This window comes from Streptomyces sp. NPDC007264 (assembly GCF_042869095.1).
In the GTDB taxonomy this organism is placed as follows: domain Bacteria; phylum Actinomycetota; class Actinomycetes; order Streptomycetales; family Streptomycetaceae; genus Streptomyces.
The window spans coordinates 100995-121562 of the sequence record NZ_JBIAFD010000006.1; the positions used below are offsets into that span (position 1 = coordinate 100995).

The 20568-nt window shown below is 73.0% G+C and carries 20 protein-coding genes; 12 read left to right on the forward strand and 8 right to left on the reverse strand.

Annotated elements, in window-relative coordinates:
* Position 1 precedes the first annotated feature (1 nt).
* Genes cobM through cobC form a run of 6 tightly spaced genes read left to right on the forward strand, consistent with a single transcriptional unit; the run spans position 2 to position 6358 of the window.
* Positions 2-820 (forward strand): precorrin-4 C(11)-methyltransferase, encoded by an 819-nt coding sequence (gene cobM / locus ACFYMU_RS11935; protein ID WP_388371662.1) that lies wholly within the window; start codon positions 2-4, stop codon positions 818-820.
* Entirely contained in the window at positions 817-2058 is a 1242-nt protein-coding gene (gene cbiE, locus ACFYMU_RS11940; protein ID WP_388371664.1) for a precorrin-6y C5,15-methyltransferase (decarboxylating) subunit CbiE, read from the forward strand. The genes cobM and cbiE overlap by 4 nt, the downstream gene beginning before the upstream one ends.
* A complete protein-coding gene (gene cobJ / locus ACFYMU_RS11945; protein WP_388371667.1) occupies positions 2055-3740 on the forward strand; it encodes a precorrin-3B C(17)-methyltransferase in 1686 nt (561 codons plus the stop codon). The genes cbiE and cobJ overlap by 4 nt, the downstream gene beginning before the upstream one ends.
* On the forward strand, positions 3737-4321 hold the full coding sequence (locus tag ACFYMU_RS11950; protein ID WP_388371670.1) for a precorrin-8X methylmutase: 585 nt from the start codon (positions 3737-3739) through the stop codon (positions 4319-4321). The genes cobJ and ACFYMU_RS11950 overlap by 4 nt, the downstream gene beginning before the upstream one ends.
* The gene (locus ACFYMU_RS11955) at positions 4318-5259 is read left to right on the forward strand and encodes a sirohydrochlorin chelatase (protein ID WP_388371673.1); all 942 of its coding nucleotides are present in this window, start codon (positions 4318-4320) and stop codon (positions 5257-5259) included. Before ACFYMU_RS11950 ends, ACFYMU_RS11955 begins: the two co-directional genes overlap by 4 nt.
* The gene (gene cobC / locus ACFYMU_RS11960) at positions 5249-6358 is read left to right on the forward strand and encodes an Rv2231c family pyridoxal phosphate-dependent protein CobC (protein ID WP_388371676.1); all 1110 of its coding nucleotides are present in this window, start codon (positions 5249-5251) and stop codon (positions 6356-6358) included. The genes ACFYMU_RS11955 and cobC overlap by 11 nt, the downstream gene beginning before the upstream one ends.
* Before the next feature lie 43 nt (positions 6359-6401).
* On the opposite strand, the gene ACFYMU_RS11965 is transcribed toward cobC, so the two are convergent.
* Positions 6402-7364, reverse strand: coding sequence for an SCO1860 family LAETG-anchored protein (locus ACFYMU_RS11965; RefSeq protein ID WP_388371679.1), 963 nt, complete (start codon positions 7362-7364; stop codon positions 6402-6404).
* Between the two features lie 254 nt (positions 7365-7618).
* The gene (locus ACFYMU_RS11970) at positions 7619-8710 is read right to left on the reverse strand and encodes an amidohydrolase family protein (RefSeq protein WP_388371682.1); all 1092 of its coding nucleotides are present in this window, start codon (positions 8708-8710) and stop codon (positions 7619-7621) included.
* Between the two features lie 98 nt (positions 8711-8808).
* On the opposite strand from ACFYMU_RS11970, the gene ACFYMU_RS11975 reads away from it, so the two are divergent.
* The 5 genes from ACFYMU_RS11975 (at position 8809) to thpD (ending at position 12887) form a co-directional block, all read left to right on the forward strand.
* Complete coding sequence (locus tag ACFYMU_RS11975; protein WP_388371685.1) at positions 8809-9357, forward strand: DinB family protein; 549 nt, start codon at positions 8809-8811, stop codon at positions 9355-9357.
* Between the two features lie 353 nt (positions 9358-9710).
* The gene (gene ectA, locus ACFYMU_RS11980) at positions 9711-10253 is read left to right on the forward strand and encodes a diaminobutyrate acetyltransferase (protein WP_388371688.1); all 543 of its coding nucleotides are present in this window, start codon (positions 9711-9713) and stop codon (positions 10251-10253) included.
* 28 nt (positions 10254-10281) lie between these two features.
* The gene (gene ectB, locus ACFYMU_RS11985; RefSeq protein ID WP_388371691.1) at positions 10282-11553 is read left to right on the forward strand and encodes a diaminobutyrate--2-oxoglutarate transaminase; all 1272 of its coding nucleotides are present in this window, start codon (positions 10282-10284) and stop codon (positions 11551-11553) included.
* A gap of 29 nt (positions 11554-11582) precedes the next feature.
* Complete coding sequence (locus ACFYMU_RS11990) at positions 11583-11981, forward strand: ectoine synthase (protein ID WP_388371694.1); 399 nt, start codon at positions 11583-11585, stop codon at positions 11979-11981.
* On the forward strand, positions 11982-12887 hold the full coding sequence (gene thpD / locus ACFYMU_RS11995; protein ID WP_388372226.1) for an ectoine hydroxylase: 906 nt from the start codon (positions 11982-11984) through the stop codon (positions 12885-12887).
* A gap of 54 nt (positions 12888-12941) precedes the next feature.
* Here the strand turns inward: thpD and ACFYMU_RS12000 are convergent, their stop codons facing one another.
* From ACFYMU_RS12000 to ACFYMU_RS12015, 4 genes are all read right to left on the reverse strand, one after another.
* Positions 12942-14027: an aminotransferase class V-fold PLP-dependent enzyme gene (locus ACFYMU_RS12000; RefSeq protein WP_388371697.1), complete on the reverse strand. Its 1086-nt coding sequence runs from the start codon at positions 14025-14027 to the stop codon at positions 12942-12944.
* Positions 14028-14089: 62 nt separating this feature from the next.
* Entirely contained in the window at positions 14090-14806 is a 717-nt protein-coding gene (locus ACFYMU_RS12005) for a DsbA family oxidoreductase (RefSeq protein WP_388371700.1), read from the reverse strand.
* A gap of 158 nt (positions 14807-14964) precedes the next feature.
* Positions 14965-15573, reverse strand: a complete 609-nt coding sequence (locus tag ACFYMU_RS12010; RefSeq protein ID WP_388371703.1) for a DUF1349 domain-containing protein — start codon at positions 15571-15573, stop codon at positions 14965-14967.
* 69 nt (positions 15574-15642) lie between these two features.
* Entirely contained in the window at positions 15643-17172 is a 1530-nt protein-coding gene (locus tag ACFYMU_RS12015) for an aldehyde dehydrogenase (NADP(+)) (RefSeq protein ID WP_388371705.1), read from the reverse strand.
* 132 nt (positions 17173-17304) lie between these two features.
* Between ACFYMU_RS12015 and ACFYMU_RS12020 the strand changes: the two genes are divergently transcribed.
* Positions 17305-18078, forward strand: a complete 774-nt coding sequence (locus ACFYMU_RS12020; protein WP_388371708.1) for an IclR family transcriptional regulator — start codon at positions 17305-17307, stop codon at positions 18076-18078.
* Positions 18079-18122: 44 nt separating this feature from the next.
* On the opposite strand, the gene ACFYMU_RS12025 is transcribed toward ACFYMU_RS12020, so the two are convergent.
* A complete protein-coding gene (locus tag ACFYMU_RS12025; protein ID WP_388371710.1) occupies positions 18123-19574 on the reverse strand; it encodes an NCS2 family permease in 1452 nt (483 codons plus the stop codon).
* A 149-nt stretch (positions 19575-19723) separates the two neighbouring features.
* Entirely contained in the window at positions 19724-20521 is a 798-nt protein-coding gene (locus tag ACFYMU_RS12030; protein ID WP_388371712.1) for an HAD family acid phosphatase, read from the reverse strand.
* Between the last annotated feature and the right edge of the window lie 47 nt (positions 20522-20568).

Below are 20568 nucleotides of genomic sequence, written 5' to 3' on the forward strand. Positions count from 1 at the left end.
CATGGCCGATGCCACCACCGGCAAGGTGACCTTCGTCGGTGCCGGCCCCGGCGCCGCCGACCTGCTGACGTTCCGTGCCGCGCGCGCCATCGCCGAGGCCGACGTCGTGATCTGGGCGGCCAGCCTGGTGCAGGCGGAGGTCCTGGAGCACGCGCGGGAGGGCGCAGAGATCCTCGACTCGGCCACCATGTCCCTGGAGGACGTCGTCGCCGTCTACGAGCGGGCGCACGCCGACGGGCTGAAGGTCGCCCGCATCCACTCCGGGGACCCGGCGCTGTGGGGCGGCACCCAGGAGCAGCTGGACCGGTGCGCCGCGATCGGCATCGTGACGGAGGTCGTCCCGGGTGTCTCGTCCTTCTCCGCCGTCGCCGCCCTCGTGGGGCGTGAGCTGACCGTCCCCGAGGTCGCGCAGTCCGTCGTGCTGACCCGGCTCGGCGGCGGCAAGACCCCCATGCCGCCCGGCGAGGAGGTGCGCGAGTTCGCCCGGCACGGCACCACCATGGCGGTCTTCCTGTCGGCGGCCCGCAGCGGACAGCTCGTCCGGGAGCTGCTGGAGGGCGGCTATCCCACGACCACCCCGGTCGTGGTGGCCCACCAGGCGACCTGGCCCGAGGAGCTGATCGTCCGGTGCACGATCGGCACGCTGGAGGAGACCGTCAAGCGGCACAAGCTGTGGAAGCACACCCTGTTCCTGGTCGGCCCCGCGCTCGACGCGCGGGGCACGCGCTCGCACCTCTACCACCCCGGCCACTTCCACGGCCACCGCAAGGCCGACCCCGAGGCCCGCAAAGCCCTCCGCACGCGGGGTGCCGGCACATGATCACGGTCGTCGGTACGGGCACGGGGGCGCCGCTTCCCGCCGAGGTGGCGTCGGAGGCGGACCTCGTGGTGGGCGGGCGGCGGCACCTGGCGGCCGCCCGGTTGCCCGCGCAGGCCGAGCGGATCGTCCTCGGCCCGCTGGCGCCCGCGCTCGACGCGATCGAGCGCTGCCTCGACAAGGAGGGGCGGGTGGTGGTCCTCGCCTCGGGCGACCCGGGGTTCTTCGGGATCGTCCGGGCGCTCGCCGAGCGGTTCGGGCCCGGGCGGCTCGACGTGCGACCGGGCGTGTCGTCCGTGGCCGCCGCGTTCGCGCGGCTCGGACTGCCCTGGGACGACGCGGTGGTGGTGAGCGCGCACGGGCGTGACCTGCGGACGGCGGTGAACGTGTGCCGGGCGCATCCGAAGGTCGCCGTGCTGACCGGGCCGGGCGCCGGTCCGGCCGAGCTGGGGGCGGCGCTCTCCTACCGCTGCGGTGAGCGGCTGCTCGTCGTGGCGAGCGCGCTCGGCGATCCCGAGCGGGAGCGCGTGGAGCGGGTGACGCCCGGTCAGGCGGCGGCGCGTGAGTGGGGCGGGGCCGTCAGCGTGGTGCTGTGCCTCGACCCGGCGCGGGCCCTGGGGCCCGTGCGCACGATCGCCGGGCCGCCGCCCGGCCCCGTCGCGTGGGCTCTGGACGAGAGCGCGTTCGAGCACCGCGACTCGATGATCACCAAGTTCGAGGTGCGGGCCCTGGCGCTGGCCCGGCTCGGGCCGCGGCGCGGCGAGCTGGTCTGGGACGTCGGCGCCGGCTCCGGCTCGGTCGCCGTGGAGTGCGCACGGCTGGGCGCCGCCGTCACCGCGGTCGAGAAGACGCACGACGGGGTGCGGCGGATCCGCGCCAACGCGGCCGCGCACGGCGTGGACGTCCGGGTCGTGCACGGGGCGGCGCCGGCCGTGCTGGACTCCCTCGCCGACCCCGACGCGGTGTTCGTCGGCGGTGGCGGACGGGAGCTGCCGGCGATCGTGACCGCGTGCGCGCGGCGGGCCCGGCGGGCGGTGGTGGTCGCGATGGCGGCCCTGGACCGCGTGCCGGCGGCGCGCGAGGCGCTCGTCGGGGCCGGGTTCTCCTGCGACGGCGTGCTGCTGCAGTCGTCGCGGCTCGCGCCGCTGCCGGGGGACGTGACCCGGCTGGCGGCGACCAACCCTGTGTTTCTGCTGTGGGGCATGCGGCCCGCGGCGCCTAGCGAAGGAGTTTCTCAGTGATCGGCCTCATGTCCGCCACCGCGGCGGGAGCGGCTGCGCGGGACCGGCTGGCCGCGGCGTGGCCCGACCGCACGCGGGTGTACGAGGGACCCGTGGGGGAGGCCGTGCGGTCGGCCTTCGCGGAGTGCGAGCAGCTCGTGTGCTTCCTGGCCACGGGGGCGGTCGTCCGGCTGATCGCACCGCTGCTGCGCGACAAGGCGGGCGACCCCGGGGTGGTCTGCGTCGACGAGGGCGGGCGCTTCGCCGTGTCCCTGGTGGGCGGGCACGCGGGCGGCGCCAACGAGCTCGCCCGCGAGGTGGCCGAGGTGCTGGGGGCCGAGCCCGTGGTGACGACCGCGACGGACGCGGTGGGGCTGCCGGGTCTCGACACGCTGGGGCTGCCGGTGGAGGGGGATGTCGCCGGGGTGTCGCGGGCGCTGCTCGACGGCGAGCCGGTCGCGCTGCGGGCGGAGGTGAGCTGGCCGCTGCCGCCGTTGCCCGTCATCCCCGGTGCGGGCGTCTGCACCGTCCGCGTCACCGATGCCCTCGTCGAACCGGGAGAGGGGGAGGTCGTCCTGCGGCCGCCGTCCCTGGTGGCCGGCGTCGGCGCCTCCAAGGGCGCGCCCGTCGAGGAGGTCCTCGAACTCGTCGAGGGGTGTCTGCGGGAGGCGGGGCTCAGCGTGGCGTCGCTCGCCGAGCTCGCCACCGTCGAGGCCAAGGCCGGCGAGCCCGGGATCGTCGGGGCGGCACAGCGGCTCGGGGTGCCGCTGGTGGCGTACGCCGCCGAGGAACTGGCCGAGGTCGAGGTGCCCAACCCGTCCGACGCGCCGCTCGCCGCGGTCGGCACGCCGTCCGTCGCGGAGGCCGCCGCGCTCGTGCGGGGCGGCGAACTGCTGGTTCCCAAGCGCAAGTCGGCCGGGCGTCCGGCGACGGCGACGTGTGCCGTCGCGCGCCGGCCGGGACGCGGGCGGCTGGCGGTCGTGGGGCTCGGGCCGGGCGCCCGTGACCTGCTGACCCCGCGCGCCCGGGCGGAGTTGCGGCGCGCGTCGGTACTGGTCGGCCTCGACCAGTACGTCGACCAGATCCGTGATCTGCTGCGGCCCGGCACCCGGATCCTCGAGTCCGGGCTCGGTGCCGAGGAGGAGCGGGCCCGTACCGCTGTCGCCGAGGCCCGCAAGGGCCATGCGGTCGCGCTGATCGGCAGCGGGGACGCCGGCGTGTACGCGATGGCGTCGCCCGCGCTGGCGGAGGCGTCCGAGGACATCGACGTGGTCGGCGTGCCCGGCGTCACGGCCGCGCTGGCGGCGGCCGCGCTCCTCGGCGCTCCCCTGGGCCACGACCATGTGTCGATCAGCCTCTCCGACCTGCACACCCCCTGGGAGGTCATCGAGCGCAGGGTGCGCGCCGCGGCCGAGTCGGATCTCGTCGTGACCTTCTACAACCCGCGCAGCCGGGGCCGTGACTGGCAGTTGCCGAAGGCGCTCGCGATCCTCGCCGAGCACCGGGAGCCTGCCACGCCGGTCGGTGTGGTGCGCAATGCGTCGCGGCCGGACGAGTCCGCCCGGCTGACGACACTGGCCGGGCTGGACCCGGCGACGGTCGACATGATGACGGTCGTGACCGTGGGCAACACGGCGACCCGTCGGGTCGCGGGGCGCATGGTGACGCCCCGCGGCTACCGCTGGCAGGAGGAGGCCCGGTGAGCCGCGTGGTCCACCCGATCGAGCAGGAGTCCTTCCGGCGGCTGCGGGACCGCCTGGACACCTCGGGCTTCCCGCCGCTGAGCCGGGCGGTGATGGAGCGCGTCATCCACTCCTCGGCCGACCTCGGCTACGCGAGCGACCTCGTCCTGGAGGAGCGCGCGCTGGAGCGGGCGCACGCCGCACTGCACGACGGGGCGCCCGTGGTGGTGGACGTGGAGATGGTCGCGGCCGGTATCACCCGCCGTGCGACGGTCTGCCGCCTCGAGGACGCCAGGTCGGGGCCCGGGCTGACGCGGTCGGCGCACGCGGTCCGGCTGGCGTACGAGGAGGTGGGCCCGGGGGCGCTGTGGGTGATCGGCTGCGCGCCGACCGCCCTGGAGGAGCTGCTGCGGCTGGACGTCTCGCCCGCGCTCGTGATCGGGCTGCCCGTCGGCTTCGTCGGCGCGGCCGAGTCCAAGGCCGCGCTGCGCGAGAGCGGGCTGCCCGCTGTGAGCAACGTGTCCGAGAAGGGCGGTTCGGCGGTCGCCGCCGCGGCGCTCAACGCCCTGCTGTACCACCCCACCTCGAAGGAGTCCCCGTGACCACCCCGCCGCCCGCCCTGCTCATCGCCGGCCACGGCACCCGCGACGACGCCGGGGCCGAGGCGTTCCGTGCCTTCGTACGGGAGCTCGGGCGGCGCAGGCCCGAGCTGCCCGTCGCGGGCGGTTTCATCGAACTGTCGCCGCCGCCGCTGGGCGAGGCGGTGGCGGAGCTGGTGGAGCGCGGGGTCCGCCGGTTCGCCGCGGTGCCGCTGATGCTGGTGTCCGCCGGGCACGCCAAGGGGGACATCCCGGCGGCGCTGGCCCGGGAGAAGGAGCGCCACCCCGGTGTCGCGTACACGTACGGCCGCCCGCTGGGTCCGCACCCGGCGCTGCTGAGCGTGCTGGAGCGGCGTCTGGACGAGGCGCTGGGGGGCACGGCCGGTACGCCTGCCGGGCGGGCCGGGGTGACGGTGCTGCTGGTCGGGCGCGGTTCGACGGACCCGGACGCCAACGCCGAGGTGTACAAGGCGGCCCGGCTGCTGTGGGAGGGCCGCGGGTACGCGGGCGTGGAGACGGCGTTCGTGTCGCTGGCCGCGCCGGACGTGCCCAGCGGGCTGGACCGCTGTGCCCGGCTGGGTGCGCGGCGGATCGTGGTGCTGCCGTACTTCCTGTTCACGGGGATCCTGCCGGACCGGGTGCGGCGGCAGGCCGAGGAGTGGGCGGTGGCGCACCCGGACGTCGAGGTGCGGTCGGCCGACGTCATCGGCCCCGAGCCGGAGCTGCTGGACCTGGTGATGGAGCGGTACGAGGAGGCGGTGCGGGGGGATCTGCGGATGAACTGCGACTCGTGCGTGTACCGGATCGCGCTGCCGGGCTTCGAGGAGAAGGTGGGGCTGCCGCAGCAGCCGCACTTCCACCCGGACGACGAGGGCCACCACGGTCACGGCCACCACCCGCACGGCCACCACGGCGGATCTGCGCACTCTCATGCGCACTGACGGCGCGCACCGTGACGGCGCGCGCGGTGCGGACAGACAGGGTGACGGCGCGCACGACCTGCGGCACCACGGGGACGCCGAGGTCCGCGACGAGGGTTCGGGGCTGACCGACCTCGCGGTGAACGTGCGCGCGGACACGCCGCCGGCATGGCTGCGCGAGGTGATCGCCGCGTCGCTGACCGGTCTCGCGGCGTACCCCGACGGCCGGGCCGCGCGGGCGGCGGTGGCGGCACGGCACGGGCTGCCGGCCGGGCACGTGCTGCTCACGGCGGGCGCGGCCGAGGCGTTCGTGCTGCTCGCGCGGGCCCTGAGGGTGCGTCGCCCGGTGGTGGTGCATCCGCAGTTCACGGAGCCGGAGGCGGCGCTGCGGGACGCCGGGCACACGGTGCGCCGGGTGTTGCTGCGGCCGTCGGACGGTTTCCGGCTGGACCCCGCGCTGGTTCCGGAGGACGCCGACTTGGTGGTGATCGGGAATCCGACGAACCCGACGTCGGTCCTGCACCCCGCGGACGTGATCGCTTCCCTGGCCCGTCCCGGACGGACGCTGGTGGTCGACGAGGCGTTCATGGACGCGGTGCCTCAGGAGCGGGAGGCGCTGGCGGGCCGGACCGACGTGCCCGGTCTGGTGGTTCTGCGCAGCCTGACCAAGACCTGGGGGCTGGCGGGCCTGCGCATCGGCTACGTACTGGCCTCCCCCGGGACGGTCGCCGAACTGGAGCGCGCGCAACCCCTGTGGCCGGTGTCCACGCCGGCGCTCGTGGCGGCCGAGGCCTGTGTGTCACCCCGGGCGCTGGCGGAGGCGGCCCTCGCGGCGCAGCGGGTGGCGGCGGACCGGGCGCATCTGGTGGCGGGGCTGCGGGAGTTCGAGCCGGACGGCGTGTCGGTGGTCGAGCCGGCGGAGGGGCCGTTCGTCCTGATCCGGCTGGAGCGGGCGGCGGCCGTGCGCCATCGGCTGCGCGGCCTCGGGTTCGCGGTGCGGCGCGGGGACACGTTTCCGGGGCTGGACGAGGAGTGGCTGCGGCTGGCGGTGCGGGACCGGGCGACGGTCAACCGGTTCCTGCAGGCGCTGGACCGCGCGATGACGCTCACAGGGCGGTGAGGGGCGGCCGGGCCGCCCCTCACCGCCCCCTTGCCGTGCCTGCTCAGCCTCGGCGCCGGCGGGCCAGCCCCACGGCTCCTCCGCCCGCGGCCAGCAGTGCGACCGCCCCGCCCACGAGGTAGGGCGTCGCCGAACTGCCGCCGGTCTCCGCGAGGTTCTGCTTCGCGGCCGCCCCCTGCGCCTTCACGTCCTGCGCGGGGCCGGCCGTGGATGCCGTGGATGCCGCGGAGCCCGCGGGCTCGGTGGGCGCCGTGGACGCGGCGGGCGCCGTGGACGCGGCGGGCGCCCCCGGGGTCTCGCACGTCGCCTTCGCCAGTGTGACGGTGCCTTCGACCTCGGCCACGTTCAGCTTCAGCGGGTTGACGGACACCTTGAGCCGGAGGGCTGTGGCGGCCGCCGTGCGGGACGTGGTCTCCCGGGTCGACAGGTCCAGGCGGACCTCGCCGACGCCGGGCACCTTCACATCGGTCGTGCCGCCGGCGCTGAGCGTCACCTTCTTGCCGAGGACCGTGACGGCGCCCAGGACGTTCGACACGGCGACCGGCGCCTTTCCGGCCTCGCAGGTCGCCTTCGAGGTGACCCCGTCGACCTGGACGAGGGAGAGCAGCGGCAGGCCCGGCACATGGAGGGCGGCGTGGGCCAGGTTGACCGAGCCCTCGGCCGCGGCATCGGACGTCGTCGCCTTCGCCGAGGCCACGTCCGCGCGCAGCACGCTGAAGGGCTTCCCTCCGTCGACCCCGTCGAGCCGGGCGGTCAGCGCGGTCCTTTCCGCGCTCTGCGGCGCGTGCACCTCGTTGAGGGTGACCGTGAGCGGGACGTTCACGGACTTGTTGAGCAGGGACACGTCGAGCCCGGTGCGCAGCACGACGGCGCTCGCGCGACCGTGGTCGGTGGTCGCGTGGGCGGAGCCCGCGCCGGCCAGCGCCGCCGGGCCGGCGGCGAGGGCCGTGGCCGCCGCGACGGTGACGCAGCGGCGGGCGGGCATGCGGAAGTGGTTGCCGTTCAAGGTGGTGGGACCCCCAGATGAGACATGCTTGGGACCCCGTAAGAATTACGCACTCAGAGTGAACCGTCAGCGATCCTCCGTGACTTCACTCCATCGTGGGGTTTCCGTGGATTTTTTCGATTTCCATGGCACGGATGTTCCCCGTTTCCCCCTCCGTCCCACCCCTGCGCAGGACACGCCGGTGGCCACCCCGCGCGCACGACGGGGTGCACAACGACCCGCTCCGCCGTACGTCACGCTCGGCCGACGGACGGTCAGACGACCACCCGCCCGTTGAGCACCACCCGCCGCGGCGCGGCCAGGACCCGTACGTCCGTGCGCGGGTCCGTCTCGTAGACCACGAGGTCCGCCGGTGCCCCTTCGTCCAGACCCGGGCGGCCCAGCCAGGTCCGGGCGCCCCATGTGGCCGCCGACAGCGCCGCCACCGCCGGGATCCCGGCGGTCACCAGTTCCGCCACCTCCTCCGCGACCAGGCCGTGGGCCAGCGAGCCCCCCGCGTCCGTGCCGACGTAGACGGGGATTCCGGCGTCGTAGGCGGCCCGCACGGTGTCGTAGCGCCGGGCGTGCAGCCGCCGCATGTGCGCCGACCAGCGCGGGAACCGGCTCTCGCCGCCCTCGGCGAGCTTCGGGAAGGTCGCGATGTTCACGAGGGTCGGGACGATCGCGACGCCCCGCTCCGCGAACAGGGGGATCGTCTCCTCCGTCAGGCCGGTCGCGTGCTCGACGCAGTCGATGCCCGCCTCGACCAGATCCCGCAGGGAGTCCTCGGAGAAGCAGTGCGCGGTGACCCGCGCGCCCAGCCGGTGCGCCTCGGCGATCGCGGCCTCGACCGCCCCGCGAGGCCAGCAGGCCGACAGGTCCCCGGCCTCACGGTCGATCCAGTCCCCGACCAGCTTGACCCAGCCGTCGCCGCGCCGGGCCTCCTGCGCGACGTACGCGACCAGGTCGTCGGGTTCGACCTCCCAGGCGTAGTTGCGGATGTAGCGGCGGGTGCGCGCGATGTGCCGTCCGGCCCGGATGATCTTCGGGAGGTCGTCGCGGTCGTCGATCCAGCGCGTGTCCGACGGGGAGCCCGCGTCGCGGACCAGCAGGGTGCCGGTGTCGCGGTCGGTCAGCGCCTGCTTCTCGGCCACGTCGTCGGGGACCGCGCCGTGGGCGTCGAGGCCGACATGGCAGTGCGCGTCGACGAGGCCGGGCAGCGCCCAGCCCTCGACGGTCCGCACGTCGCGGGCGCCCGCCGGGCGGTCGAGGCAGACCCGGCCGTCGACCACCCACACCTCGTCACGGGCCTCGTCCGGTCCGACGAGCACCCGCCCCTTCACATGCAGCACCGCGCGATCGTTCATGCACCGCACCTTAGTCCGGGTGCTCCCCCGTCCGGCCCACCCGGTCGGAGATGCGCTCCCTGCCCGCGCGGTGGGGCCTGCGGTGCCAGACTCCCCGTATGACCTCCACCGACGCCCCCGGCCCCGCCCCCTCCGCCACCCTTCCCGACGGCCGGCCCGTCCCCCTGATGACGGGTGACGAGCGGCCCATGCTGGAGAGCTGGCTGGGGTTCCACCGCGCCACCCTGGCGCTCAAGTGCTCCGGGCTCGACGACCGTCAGGTGCGGCTCGCTTCCGCCGAGCCCTCCGCGCTGACCCTGCTCGGGCTGGTCCAGCACCTCGCCGAGGTGGAACGCACCTGGTACCAGCGGGCGTTCGGCGATCCCGGACTGCCTCCGGTGTTCGACGAGGAGACGGGCTACCGGCTCAGCCCCGCACGCGGGATCGACGAGGCGCTCGCCGTGTGGCGGAGGGAGATCGACCGGGGGCGGGAGGTGTGCGCCGGTCGCTCGCTCGACGACCTGGGGCGCATCCCCGAAGGCGGTCCCCTGGGCGGGCTGGAGGTGAGCCTCCGCTGGGTCCATGTGCACATGATCGAGGAGTACGCCCGCCACAACGGCCACGCGGACATCCTGCGGGAGCGCATCGACGGAGTGACCGGCGCCTGAGTCCGGCCCTTTTTCCGGACCCCTTTCCCGCTTCCCCCGGTCCCGCACAGTCCGCACAATTCAAGAATTCCATTCAGGGCAGCTCCCCGTATTCGTCTGCCCGCTTTCCTCCGGCCTAAACGCAAAGATTCTGCGAAGATCAACCGATGCAATTCGGAGGGATCTCGTGAGGGTTACAGGGGTGTGACCCACTCCACACCCCATCACTTTTGCCCGGTATTCCACGGTCATATCGGACCAAATCTCGCCCCTCCATGCGGGCGTACGCGCCCGCGTGATTAACACATCGACCGACCGCCCGAAAGCCCTTCCGGCGATGCAATTTTAAATTTCTCTCGGTAAATTCATTCCGCATGACCGCCGCACAAGCAGACCTGCAAGCGGAATTCCCGAAAATGCCGGAGGAACCCCGGATCGACCGTCCGGTGGTGGCGGACGGGGCCGCGCTCTGGCGCATGGCCCGGGACTCCGGGGCCCTCGACCTGAACTCCTCCTACAGCTACCTGCTGTGGTGCCGTGACTTCGCCGGCACCTCGGCGGTGGCGCGTACGGAACCGGGCGGGCCGCCCGTCGGGTTCGTCACCGCCTACCTCCGGCCCGACCGACCCCGCACCCTCCTGGTGTGGCAGGTGGCCGTCGACGCCGCCCACCGCGGTCGCGGGCTCGCGGGCCGGCTGCTGGACGCGCTCACGGCGCGGGTCGCGGACGAGCACGGGGTGACGGGGATCGAGACGACCATCACTCCGGGCAACACCGCCTCCGAGCGCCTGTTCCTGTCCTACGCCCGGCGGCACGGTGCGGCCGTGGAGCGTGACGTCCTCTTCGGGACACGCCAGTTCCCCGACGGGCCGCACGAGCCCGAGGTCCTCTACCGCATCGGCCCCCTCTCCGCCTGACCCCCACGTACCGAGGAGCGTTTTCGCCGTGACCATCACCCAGCCCGACCTCGGCGTCTTCGAGACCCTGGAGTCGGAGGTGCGCAGCTACTGCCGCGGCTGGCCCACCGTCTTCGACCGCGCGCAGGGCAGCCGCATGTACGACGAGGACGGGCGCGCGTACCTCGACTTCTTCGCCGGCGCCGGCTCGCTCAACTACGGGCACAACAACCCCGTCCTGAAACGGGCGCTGATCGACTACCTGGAGCGGGACGGCGTCACCCACGGGCTCGACATGTCCACCGTCGCCAAGCGGTCCTTCCTCCAGGCGTTCCAGGACCTCGTCCTGCGGCCGCGCGGCCTGCCGTACAAGGTCATGTTCCCGGGGCCCACCGGCACCAACGCCGTCGAGTCCGCCCTCAAGCTGGCCCGCAAGGTGAAGGGGCGCGAGGCCATCGTGTCCTTCACCAACGCCTTCCACGGCATGTCCCTGGGATCCCTCGCGGTCACCGGCAACGCCTTCAAGCGCGCCGGCGCCGGGATTCCCCTGGTGCACGGGACCCCCATGCCCTTCGACCACTACCTGGACGGCAGGGTCCCGGACTTCCTGTGGTTCGAGCGGCTCCTGGAGGACCAGGGATCCGGACTCAACCGGCCCGCCGCCGTCATCGTCGAGACGGTGCAGGGCGAGGGCGGCATCAACGTCGCCCGGCCCGAGTGGCTGCGGGGACTCGCCGACCTGTGCGCGCGCCGCGACATGCTGCTGATCGTCGACGACATCCAGATGGGCTGCGGGCGCACCGGCGCCTTCTTCTCCTTCGAGGAGGCCGGGATCGTGCCCGACATCGTCACCGTGTCCAAGTCCGTCAGCGGCTACGGACTGCCCATGTCGCTGTGCCTGTTCGGACCGGAGCTGGACATCTGGGAGCCGGGCGAGCACAACGGCACCTTCCGCGGCAACAACCCCGCGTTCGTCACGGCGACCGCCGCCCTGGAGGCCTACTGGACCGACGGGTCCGCGATGGAGAAGCAGACCCGGGCGCGCGGCGAGCAGGTCGAGCAGGAGCTGATCTCCATCACCGAGGAGAACCTCGCCGACATCAAGGAGTACCGCGGGCGCGGGCTCGTGTGGGGCCTGGAGTTCCACGACAGGCGGCGCGCGGAGCGCGTGGCCCGCCGTGCCTTCGAGCTCGGTCTGCTCGTGGAGACGTCCGGTCCCGAGAGCGAGGTCGTCAAGCTGCTCCCGGCCCTCACCATCACCCCCGACGAGCTGGACGAGGGCCTGAGCACCCTCGCCCGCGCCGTCCGGGAAACCGTCTGAACCCCCGGCGCAAGGAGGCACGTACCACCGTGATCGTCCGTTCGTTCAAGGACATCGAAGGCACCGACCGGCACGTCAGGGCGGCGTCCGGCACGTGGGAGAGCAAACGGATCGTCCTCGCCCGGGAGAAGGTCGGCTTCTCCCTGCACGAGACGGTCCTCTACGCGGGCACGGAGACGTCCATGTGGTACGCGAACCACATCGAGGCCGTCGTGTGCGTCGAGGGCAAGGCCGAACTGACCGACCACGAGACCGGCACGACGTACACCGTCACGCCCGGGACCGTGTACCTCCTGGACGGCCACGAGCGGCACACGCTGCGGGTCGAGGAGGACTTCCGCTGCATCTGCGTCTTCAACCCGCCCGTGACCGGACGGGAGGACCACGACGAGAACGGCGTCTATCCCCTGCTCACCGAGGAGGTGTGAATCACCGTGACCACCACTGTCACCCCCGTCACCGATCCGTACCCCAGCCGCGGCACCACCGAGGTGTCCGTCCCCCGTCAGGACCCGGTCGTGTGGGGCGCGCCCGGCACGCCCGGACCGATCGCCCTCGACGACCTGCAGGCGTACGAGCGCGACGGCTTCCTCGCCGTCGACGAGCTGCTCGCCGAGGACGAGGTCGCCGTCTACCGCCGGGAGCTGGAGCGGCTCGTCGCCGATCCGGCGATCCGCGCCGACGAGCGGTCGATCGTGGAGCCGGCGTCGAAGGAGATCCGCTCGGTCTTCGAGGTCCACCGGATCAGCGAGGTGTTCGCGGGGCTCGTCCGCGACGAGCGCGTGCTCGGGCGGGCCCGGCAGATCCTCGGCTCGGACGTCTACGTCCACCAGTCACGGATCAACGTCAAGCCCGGCTTCGGGGCCAGCGGCTTCTACTGGCACTCCGACTTCGAGACCTGGCACGCCGAGGACGGCATGCCGGCCATGCGGGCGGTGTCCGTCTCGATCGCGCTGACCGAGAACCACGACACCAACGGCGGTCTCATGATCATGCCGGGGTCGCACAGGACGTTCCTCGGCTGTGCGGGGGCCACGCCGGAGGACAACTACAGGAAGTCCCTCCGGATGCAGGACGCGGGCACTCCGTCCGACGAGGCCCTCACCGCGATGGCGGACCGCCACGGCATCAGGCTGTTCACGGGCAGGGCCGGTTCGGCGACGTGGTTCGACTGCAACTGCATGCACGGGTCGGGGGACAACATCACCCCCTTCCCGCGCAGCAATGTGTTCCTCGTGTTCAACAGCGTGGAGAACGCGGCGGTGGAACCCTTCGCGGCGCCGGTGCGGCGGCCCGCCTTCATCGGGGCGAGGGACTTCACTCCCGTGCGGTGAGCCCCACCGCACGGCACGGCCCGGACCGCGCGGGCCGCCTGCGGGGCCGGCCCCTCAGCCCGACAGGACGTCCAGGAGGCGATCGACGTCCGCGGTCGTGTTGTAGAGGTGGAAGGCGGCCCTCAGGTTGCCCGCGCGGTCCGAGACCTCCACGCCGGCCCGGCTCAGCTCCGGCTGGCGCGCGCCGAGTGCGGGGACGGAGACGATCGCCGAGCCCGGTGCGGGGACCGGCTCGTGGCCGAGGCGGGCGAGGCCCGCGCGGAAGCGGTCGGCGAGAGCGAGGTCGTGGGCCTGCACCCGCTCCACGCCCAGTTCCTCCAGCAGCGCCAGTGAGTGGCGTGCGCCCACGTACGAGAAGAGCGCGGGGCTCTCGTCGAACCGCCGGGCGGAGTGGGCCAGTTCGGCCACCGGCCCGTAGCAGCTGTCCCAGGGCTCCTCGCCCGCGACCCAGCCCGCGAAGACGGGGGTGAGTCCGCCGAGGTCCTCGGGCACCACCAGGAAGGCCACGCCCCGCGGGCAGACCAGCCACTTGAAGGCGACGGAGGCGACGAAGTCGTACGCGTCGGCGTCGATCGGCAGCCAGCCGGCCGCCTGGGACGCGTCCACGTACGTCCGGGCGCCGTGGGCGCGGGCGGCCGCGCGGATGGCGGGCAGGTCGGCGATCCGGCCGTCGGCGGACTGCGCCGCGCTGACCGCGACGAGGGCCGTGCCGGGCCGTACGGACTCCGCGATCCGCTCCAGCGGGACGGTGCGCACCACGAGGTCGGCGCGCAGGTGGAAGGGGGTCACGACGGAGCTGAAGTCGGCCTCGGCGGTGAGCACTTCCGCGCCCCGGGGCAGGGAGGCGGCGATCAGCCCGGTGTAGACGGCGACCGAGGCCCCGGCCGCCACCCTGCGGACGGGGACCCCGGTGAGCCGGGCGAAAGAGGCGCGCGCCGCCTCCACGTCGGCGAACATCTCGGTCGGCTGCCCGGCGGCGGCCGACTCCAGGGCGGTCCGCACGGCTTCCACCGTGCGGGCCGGCATCAGCCCGGTGCTCGCGGTGTTCAGGTAGGTGCTCTTCGGAGCGAACTCGGCACGGACGAGGGTCTCGAAGGTCTCCATGGGACCACTGTGGGGCCCGAGGAAGTCATAGTCCATTGCCGATCGCTACGTGGTTTCCCTAAGCCACGCTTATAGATAGGTCCTGACCTGCGCTGTTGTCAGCGCTGGGGCACCGCGCACCCGTCGGGTCCACAGGCGTCCGCTCCGCCGTCCTCGACCGTCCGCAGCGGCATGCGCTCGCCCCACGCCCGTGTCAGCGCCTGGGTGAAGACCTCGGCGGGCTGGGCGCCGGAGACGCCGTAGGTGCGGTCGAGGACGAAGAACGGCACGCCGTTGGCACCCAGCTCGGCGGCCTCGCGCTCGTCCGCCCGGACGGCGTCGGCGTAGGCGGCGGGGTCGGCGAGGACGGCACGGGCCTCCTCGGCGTCGAGCCCGGCCTCGACGGCCAGGTCCACCAGCCGCTCGTCGCCCTCGGAGAAGAGGGAGCGCTCCTCGGCGAAGTTCGCCCGGTACAGGACCCGGATCAACTCGTCCTGCCTGCCCTTCTCCCCGGCGAGGTGCAGCAGGCGGTGCAGGTCGAAGGTGTTGCCGTGGTCACGGCCCGTGGTGCGGTACTCCAGGCCCTCGGCGGCGGCCTGCGCGCCGAGGTTGTCCTCCCCGGCCTGCGCCTGGGCCTCGCTCATCCCGTACTTCGCGGCGAGCATCGTGAGGACCGGCTGCACGTCGCCCTTGGCCCGCCGCGGGTCCAGTTCGAAGGAGCGGTGCACCACCTCGACCTGGTCGCGGTGCGGGAAGGCCCGGAGCGCCTTCTCGAAGCGGGCCTTGCCGACGTAGCACCAGGGGCAGGCGATGTCGCTCCAGATCTCGACGCGCATTCTCGGCTTCTCTCCCTCGTACGGGTACGGAGACCTCCTCCGCCGGACGGGTGAACGTTCACACGGTTGGGGCTGTTCCCCGGGCGGGCGGCGCGGACGGATCGCCGGCCTCCGGTGGCGCGGTCCTCGAACCAGCCGGTGCCTCACGAGCCGGTGCCTCACGACCCGTCGCGCAGCCCGTCCGGCCAGGCGTCCCGGTACTCCAGGTGGTCGAAGGTGACCACGCACCCCTCCCCCACCGGCGACTGCGTCATGAAGCCCACGAGCGCGGCCGAGGACGAGCCCTCGTCGGCCAGCGTGAACAGGCGGACGAACGTCCACCGTTTCCCGTCCCGCGATGCGTGGAACGCGAACGCCCGGCCCGTGCGGCTGACCCGCAGCCAGACCGAACTGCCGTCCACCGTGAAGGAGTTCGCCTCGTCGGAGTGCCCGCGCGTCACCACCGTGCAGACGGTGGGCACATCCGGCGAGTACTCCAGGCACAGCTTCGCCCACGCCCGTTCGCCGACGTGGACGTGCAGCACCCCGGCGTCGAAGGCCGTGGTGAAGCCGACCGTGACCCGGGCCATCAGCTGGAAGTCGCCCTCCGGCGCCCCGAGCAGCCGGGGCGCGTCGCAGGCGGCGTCCAGCGACTCGCCGGTGGGCGGCACGAACAGGTCCTGCCGCGCGCTCGCCCATCCGGTGAGCACCCCGTCCTCGTACGACCAGTGCCCGTCGGGGCCGTAGGTGCGCAGGGGGAAGGGCAGTTCGGGAAGTTCCACGTCCATCCCGTGAGTCTCTCAGGAGAAGTCCGCGGCCCGGCCGCCAGGTACGGGCCGCGGACGCCGCGCGGAACGCTACCGCTCCAGGCGGCCGTTGAACCGCCGCGGCAGTCCGAGCGGGTTGTCGTCGCGCAGTTCCGGCGGCAGCAGGGCCTCGGGGACGTTCTGGTAGGCGACGGGGCGCAGCCAGCGCTCGACGGCGGTGCCTCCGACGGAGGTGGACGTCGAGGTGGTCGCCGGGTACGGGCCGCCGTGGTGCTGGGCGGGGGCGACCGCGACACCCGTCGGCCAGCCGTCGACGAGGACGCGCCCGGCGAGCGGGGTCAGCCGGGCGAGGATCTCCGCCCCGCGGCCCTCACCGGCCGCCTCCCGGGTCGACAGGTGCACGGTCGCGGTGAGGTTGCCGGGGAGCCGGGAGAGCACCGCGTACGCCTGGGCCGCGTCCTCGTACCGGACGATCACGGTGACCGGGCCGAAGCACTCCTCCAGGAGGAGGTCGTGGGCGCCCTCGGCGGTCAGCCGCTCCGCCGGGACGGTCAGGAAGCCGGGGCTCACCGCGTGCTCGCCACCCGCTCCCGGGGTCACCGGCGAGTCCACGTCCGGCAGTCCGGTGCGCTCGCCGATCCCGGCGACGAAGGTGTCACGCATCCGGTGGTCCAGCAGGACCCCGGCGTCCACGGCGCTCACGGCCTCGGTCAGGGACTTCACGAACCGGTCGCCCGCGGCGCCCGCGGGTGCCAGGACCAGGCCCGGCTTGGTGCAGAACTGGCCCATGCCCAGGGTCATCGAGCCGGCGAGCCCGGCCCCGATCGCCTCGGCGCGCTCGGCGGCCGCGGCCTCGGTGATCACGACGGGGTTGAGGGAGCCCAGCTCGCCGTGGAACGGGATCGGTACGGGCCGGGCGGCCGCCGCGTCGAAGAGGGCGCGGCCGCCGCGGATGGAACCGGTGAACCCGGCGGCCGCCACCAGCGGATGCCCGACCAGGTCGACGCCCGCCGTGAAACCGTGGACGAGGCCGAGGACGCCCTCGGGGACGCCCTGCCCGGCGGCGGCCCGGCGCAGCACCTTGGCGACCAGCTCGGACAGCGCGGGGTGGTCCGGGTGGGCCTTGACGACGACGGGGCAGCCGGCCGCCAGCGCGCTCGCGGTGTCGCCGCCGGCGACCGAGAAGGCGAAGGGGAAGTTGGACGCCGAGTAGACGGCGACGACACCGAGCGGAACCTTGAGGCGGCGCAGGTCGGGGATCGGCGGGATCGCGGTGGCATCGGGGTGATTGATGATCACGTCGAGGAACGCGCCCTCGTCGACGATGTCCGCGAAGGCCCGCAGCTGGTAGCACGTCCGCGCGAGTTCCCCGGTGAGACGGACCGGGCCGAGCGCGGTCTCGGCGTCGGCGGCCTCGATGAGCCGGTCCGCGGCCGCCTCCAGACCGTCGGCGGCCGCGCGCAGGAACGCCGAGCGGACGCCGCGGTCGGCGAGGGCGGCGCGCGCGGCGTCGGCCGCGCGGACGACGGCGTCCACCTCCTGGGCCGTGGCCTCCACCGCGACCTGTTCCCGCTGCTTCCCGGTACGGGGGTCGACACTCCAGACTGGTGCTGCTGCCACCGCGGGTCCCTCCAGATGTATGCCGCAGTTCGTACCTCATCCACCAGGGGCGTTCGATATACTGAACACCGTCTCTGATGATGAATGCGCTGCTCGGAGACTATTTCCCGTCGAACGAAGGGGTCAAGGGCGATGTCGGCAGGCGAGACAGGCGGCGGGGCGCAGGTCAAGTCCGCGGTGCGGACCGTTGAACTGCTCGAGTACTTCGCGGGCCGCCCCGGTATGCATTCCCTGGCCGCCGTGCAGGAGGCGGTGGGGTACCCCAAGTCCAGCCTGTACATGCTGCTGCGCACGCTCGTGGACCTGGGCTGGGTGGAGACGGACGCGACCGGCACGCGGTACGGCATCGGGGTGCGGGCGCTGCTGGTGGGCACGTCGTACATCGACGGCGACGAGGTGGTGGCGGTGGCCCGCCCGACGCTGGACCGGCTGTCGGACGACACGACGGAGACGATCCACCTCGCGCGGCTCGACGGCACCAACGTGGTCTATCTCGCGACCCGTCAGTCGCAGCACTACCTGCGCCCGTTCACCCGTGTCGGCCGTCGGCTGCCGGCCCACTCCACGTCGCTGGGCAAGGCGCTGCTGAGCACGTACACCGACGAGCAGGTCCGCGCGATGCTGCCGGAGACGCTGCCGGCGCTGACGGAGCACACCATCACGGACCGGGAGCGGCTCGTCGAGGAGCTGCACCAGGTCCGTGAACAGGGCTTCGCCGTCGACCGCGAGGAGAACACGCTGGGCCTGCGCTGCTTCGGTGTCGCCGTCCCGTACCGCACCCCGGCACGGGACGCCATCAGCTGCTCGGTGCCGGTGGCCCGGCTGACCCCCGCGCACGAGCAGATGATCAAGGACGCGCTGTTCGACGCGCGGGACCGCCTCACACTGGCGACGCGCAGGCTCTGAGGAGGTGGCCCTCGTCCTGAGTGCCTGACGCGCCGGCCCGTGCCTCACCTCACCCCGAGGACCTGCTCCACCGGGTCGATCGCGAAGTACAGGAGGAACAGCGCCGACACGCCCCACAGCAGCCAGTGGACCTCCTTGGCCTTGCCGAGGACCGTCTTGACGACGACGTACGACAGGAACCCGGCGCCGATGCCGTCGGTGATCGAGTACGTGAAGGGCATCGCCGCGATGGTGAGGAAGGCGGGGATGGCGATCTCGTACCTGTCCCAGTCGATGTGCTTGACGTGGGTCATCATCAGGAAGCCCACGGCGATCAGGGCGGGCGCCGCCGCCTGGAGCGGGACGATGGTCAGCAGGGGGGCGAGGAAGAGCGCGAGGCCGAAGAGCCCGCCGGTGACCAGGTTGGCGAACCCGGTGCGCGCGCCCTCGCCGACGCCGGCCGCGGACTCGATGTAGGCGGTGTTGGAGGAGCCCGAGGCCACACCGCCGGCCACCGCGGCGGCGCCGTCGATGAACAGGACGCGGCCGATGCCCGGCACCTTGCCGTTCTCGTCGAGCAGTCCGGCCTTCGCGCTGATGCCGACGATGGTGCCCATGGCGTCGAAGAAGTCCGACAGGATGAGGGTGAAGACCAGCAGGACCACGGTGAGGGCGCCGGTCTCCCCGAAGGCGCCGAACAGGCTGAAGTGGCCGACGAGTCCGAAGTCGGGGGTCGCCAGCACCGTGTCGGGCACCTTCGGGGTGGTCAGGCCCCAGCTCTTGATGTCGGCGGCGGCGTCGATGACGATCGCGACGACCGTCATGGTCACGATGCTGATCAGGATCGCGCCCTTCACCTTGCGGGCGAGCAACGCGATGGTCAGCAGCACCCCGACGCAGAAGACCAGCACCGGCCAGCCCGTCAGCCGGCCCACCGCGCCCAACTGCACCGGCACCGTGGTGTTCGCCGCGTCCGGGATACGGCTGACGAACCCGGCGTCGACGAAGCCGATGAAGGCGATGAAGAGGCCGATGCCGACGCCGATGGCCTGCTTGAGCTGCTGCGGGATCGCGTTCATGATGGCTTCCCGCAGTCCGGTGAGGACGAGGACGCAGATGAGGACGCCCTCGATGACCACGAGGCCCATCGCGTCGGCCCAGCTCATCAGGGGCGCGATCTGGAAGGCGACGACGGCGTTGAGGCCGAGGCCCGCGGCGATGGCGAGCGGGAGATTGCCGCCGACGCCCATGATGACGGTCATCACACAGGCCACCAGCGCGGTGGCGGTGACCAGTTGGCCGGCGTCGAGCTGGTGTCCGAACTTGTCCTTGGCGCTGCCCAGGATGATCGGGTTCAGGACGAGGATGTAGGCCATCGTGAAGAAGGTCGCGAACCCGCCGCGTATCTCGCGGCCGAAGGTGGACCCTCGTTCGGAGATCCGGAAGAACCGGTCGACGCCGCTCCCCGCCGGGGGTGCGGCACTCGATGTCTCGGCCGCCTGCTGTGTGTCGGGCATCGTGGAACTCCTCGTCGCCTGGGAACCGTGCGGAATGCTGGCTGGATTGTTCCCCCGGGAAGCCCGCTTCAGGTTTTCCCCGTGTTACGGAATCACCGTGCCACCGCGGCCGCCGGCCGCGGGAATGCCGCGGCCGACGGCACGGCCGGTCAGCTGACGAAGTACGTCGGGTTGGGGAGCTTGTACGTCCTGTCGGCGTATCCCCCGTCGAGATCCGAGTACTGGTCGCCGAAGTTGGCGATGATGTCGTACCCGAGGTCGTCCTCGATGTGCTTGCGGGTACCGGACTTGTACTGGACGGTGGTGCAGGTCCAGGTGCCCGGCGTGGCGCAGTCGCCCAGGTAGGCGGGCGGGTCGGCCTTGTCCTTGAGGAACATGTGGCCGGCGTCCAGGTTCACGTCCGCGCCGATCTTCTTCAGGTTCTCCACGGCGGCGGAGCGCTGCGCCTCGCTCAGGCCCGAGTTGTAGAAGACCTCGACGCCCTTCTGCTCGGCGTACCGCACGAGGCCGGGGCTGCCGAAGACGGCCGGGCGGTCCGCCTTGTTGACGTAGTCGGCCCAGGTCGCCGAGCTGTACGTGTAGTTGTAGCGCTTCTCGTAGTCCAGGCTGAGCAGCAGGGTGTCGTCGATGTCGAAGACGACGGCCGGCTTCTCGCCCCGGTGGTGCGCCTTGTGTGCCGCTCTGTCGATGTAGCGCTTGGCGGCGGCGTCGATACCCGCCAGGTCCTGGGCGTACGGGCTGTCCGGCGACGCCTGGTACACGCCGTTGCCGTCGAGCGCGGTGCCGTAGTAGGTGTCGATGTCCTTGACCAGGAGCCCGATGTTGTAGGGCTCGTGGGTGGAGTTCGCCGTCGACTGACCGGCGGTGGCCGCGCCGGCGCCGTACAGGGCCCCGCCGGCGACGGCACAGGCGGCGGCGATGGCCGCGATGCGAAGTGGCTTATGCATGACAGGTTTCTACGCGCGTCATACCGGGGAGCGCGAGGCCCGTTGCC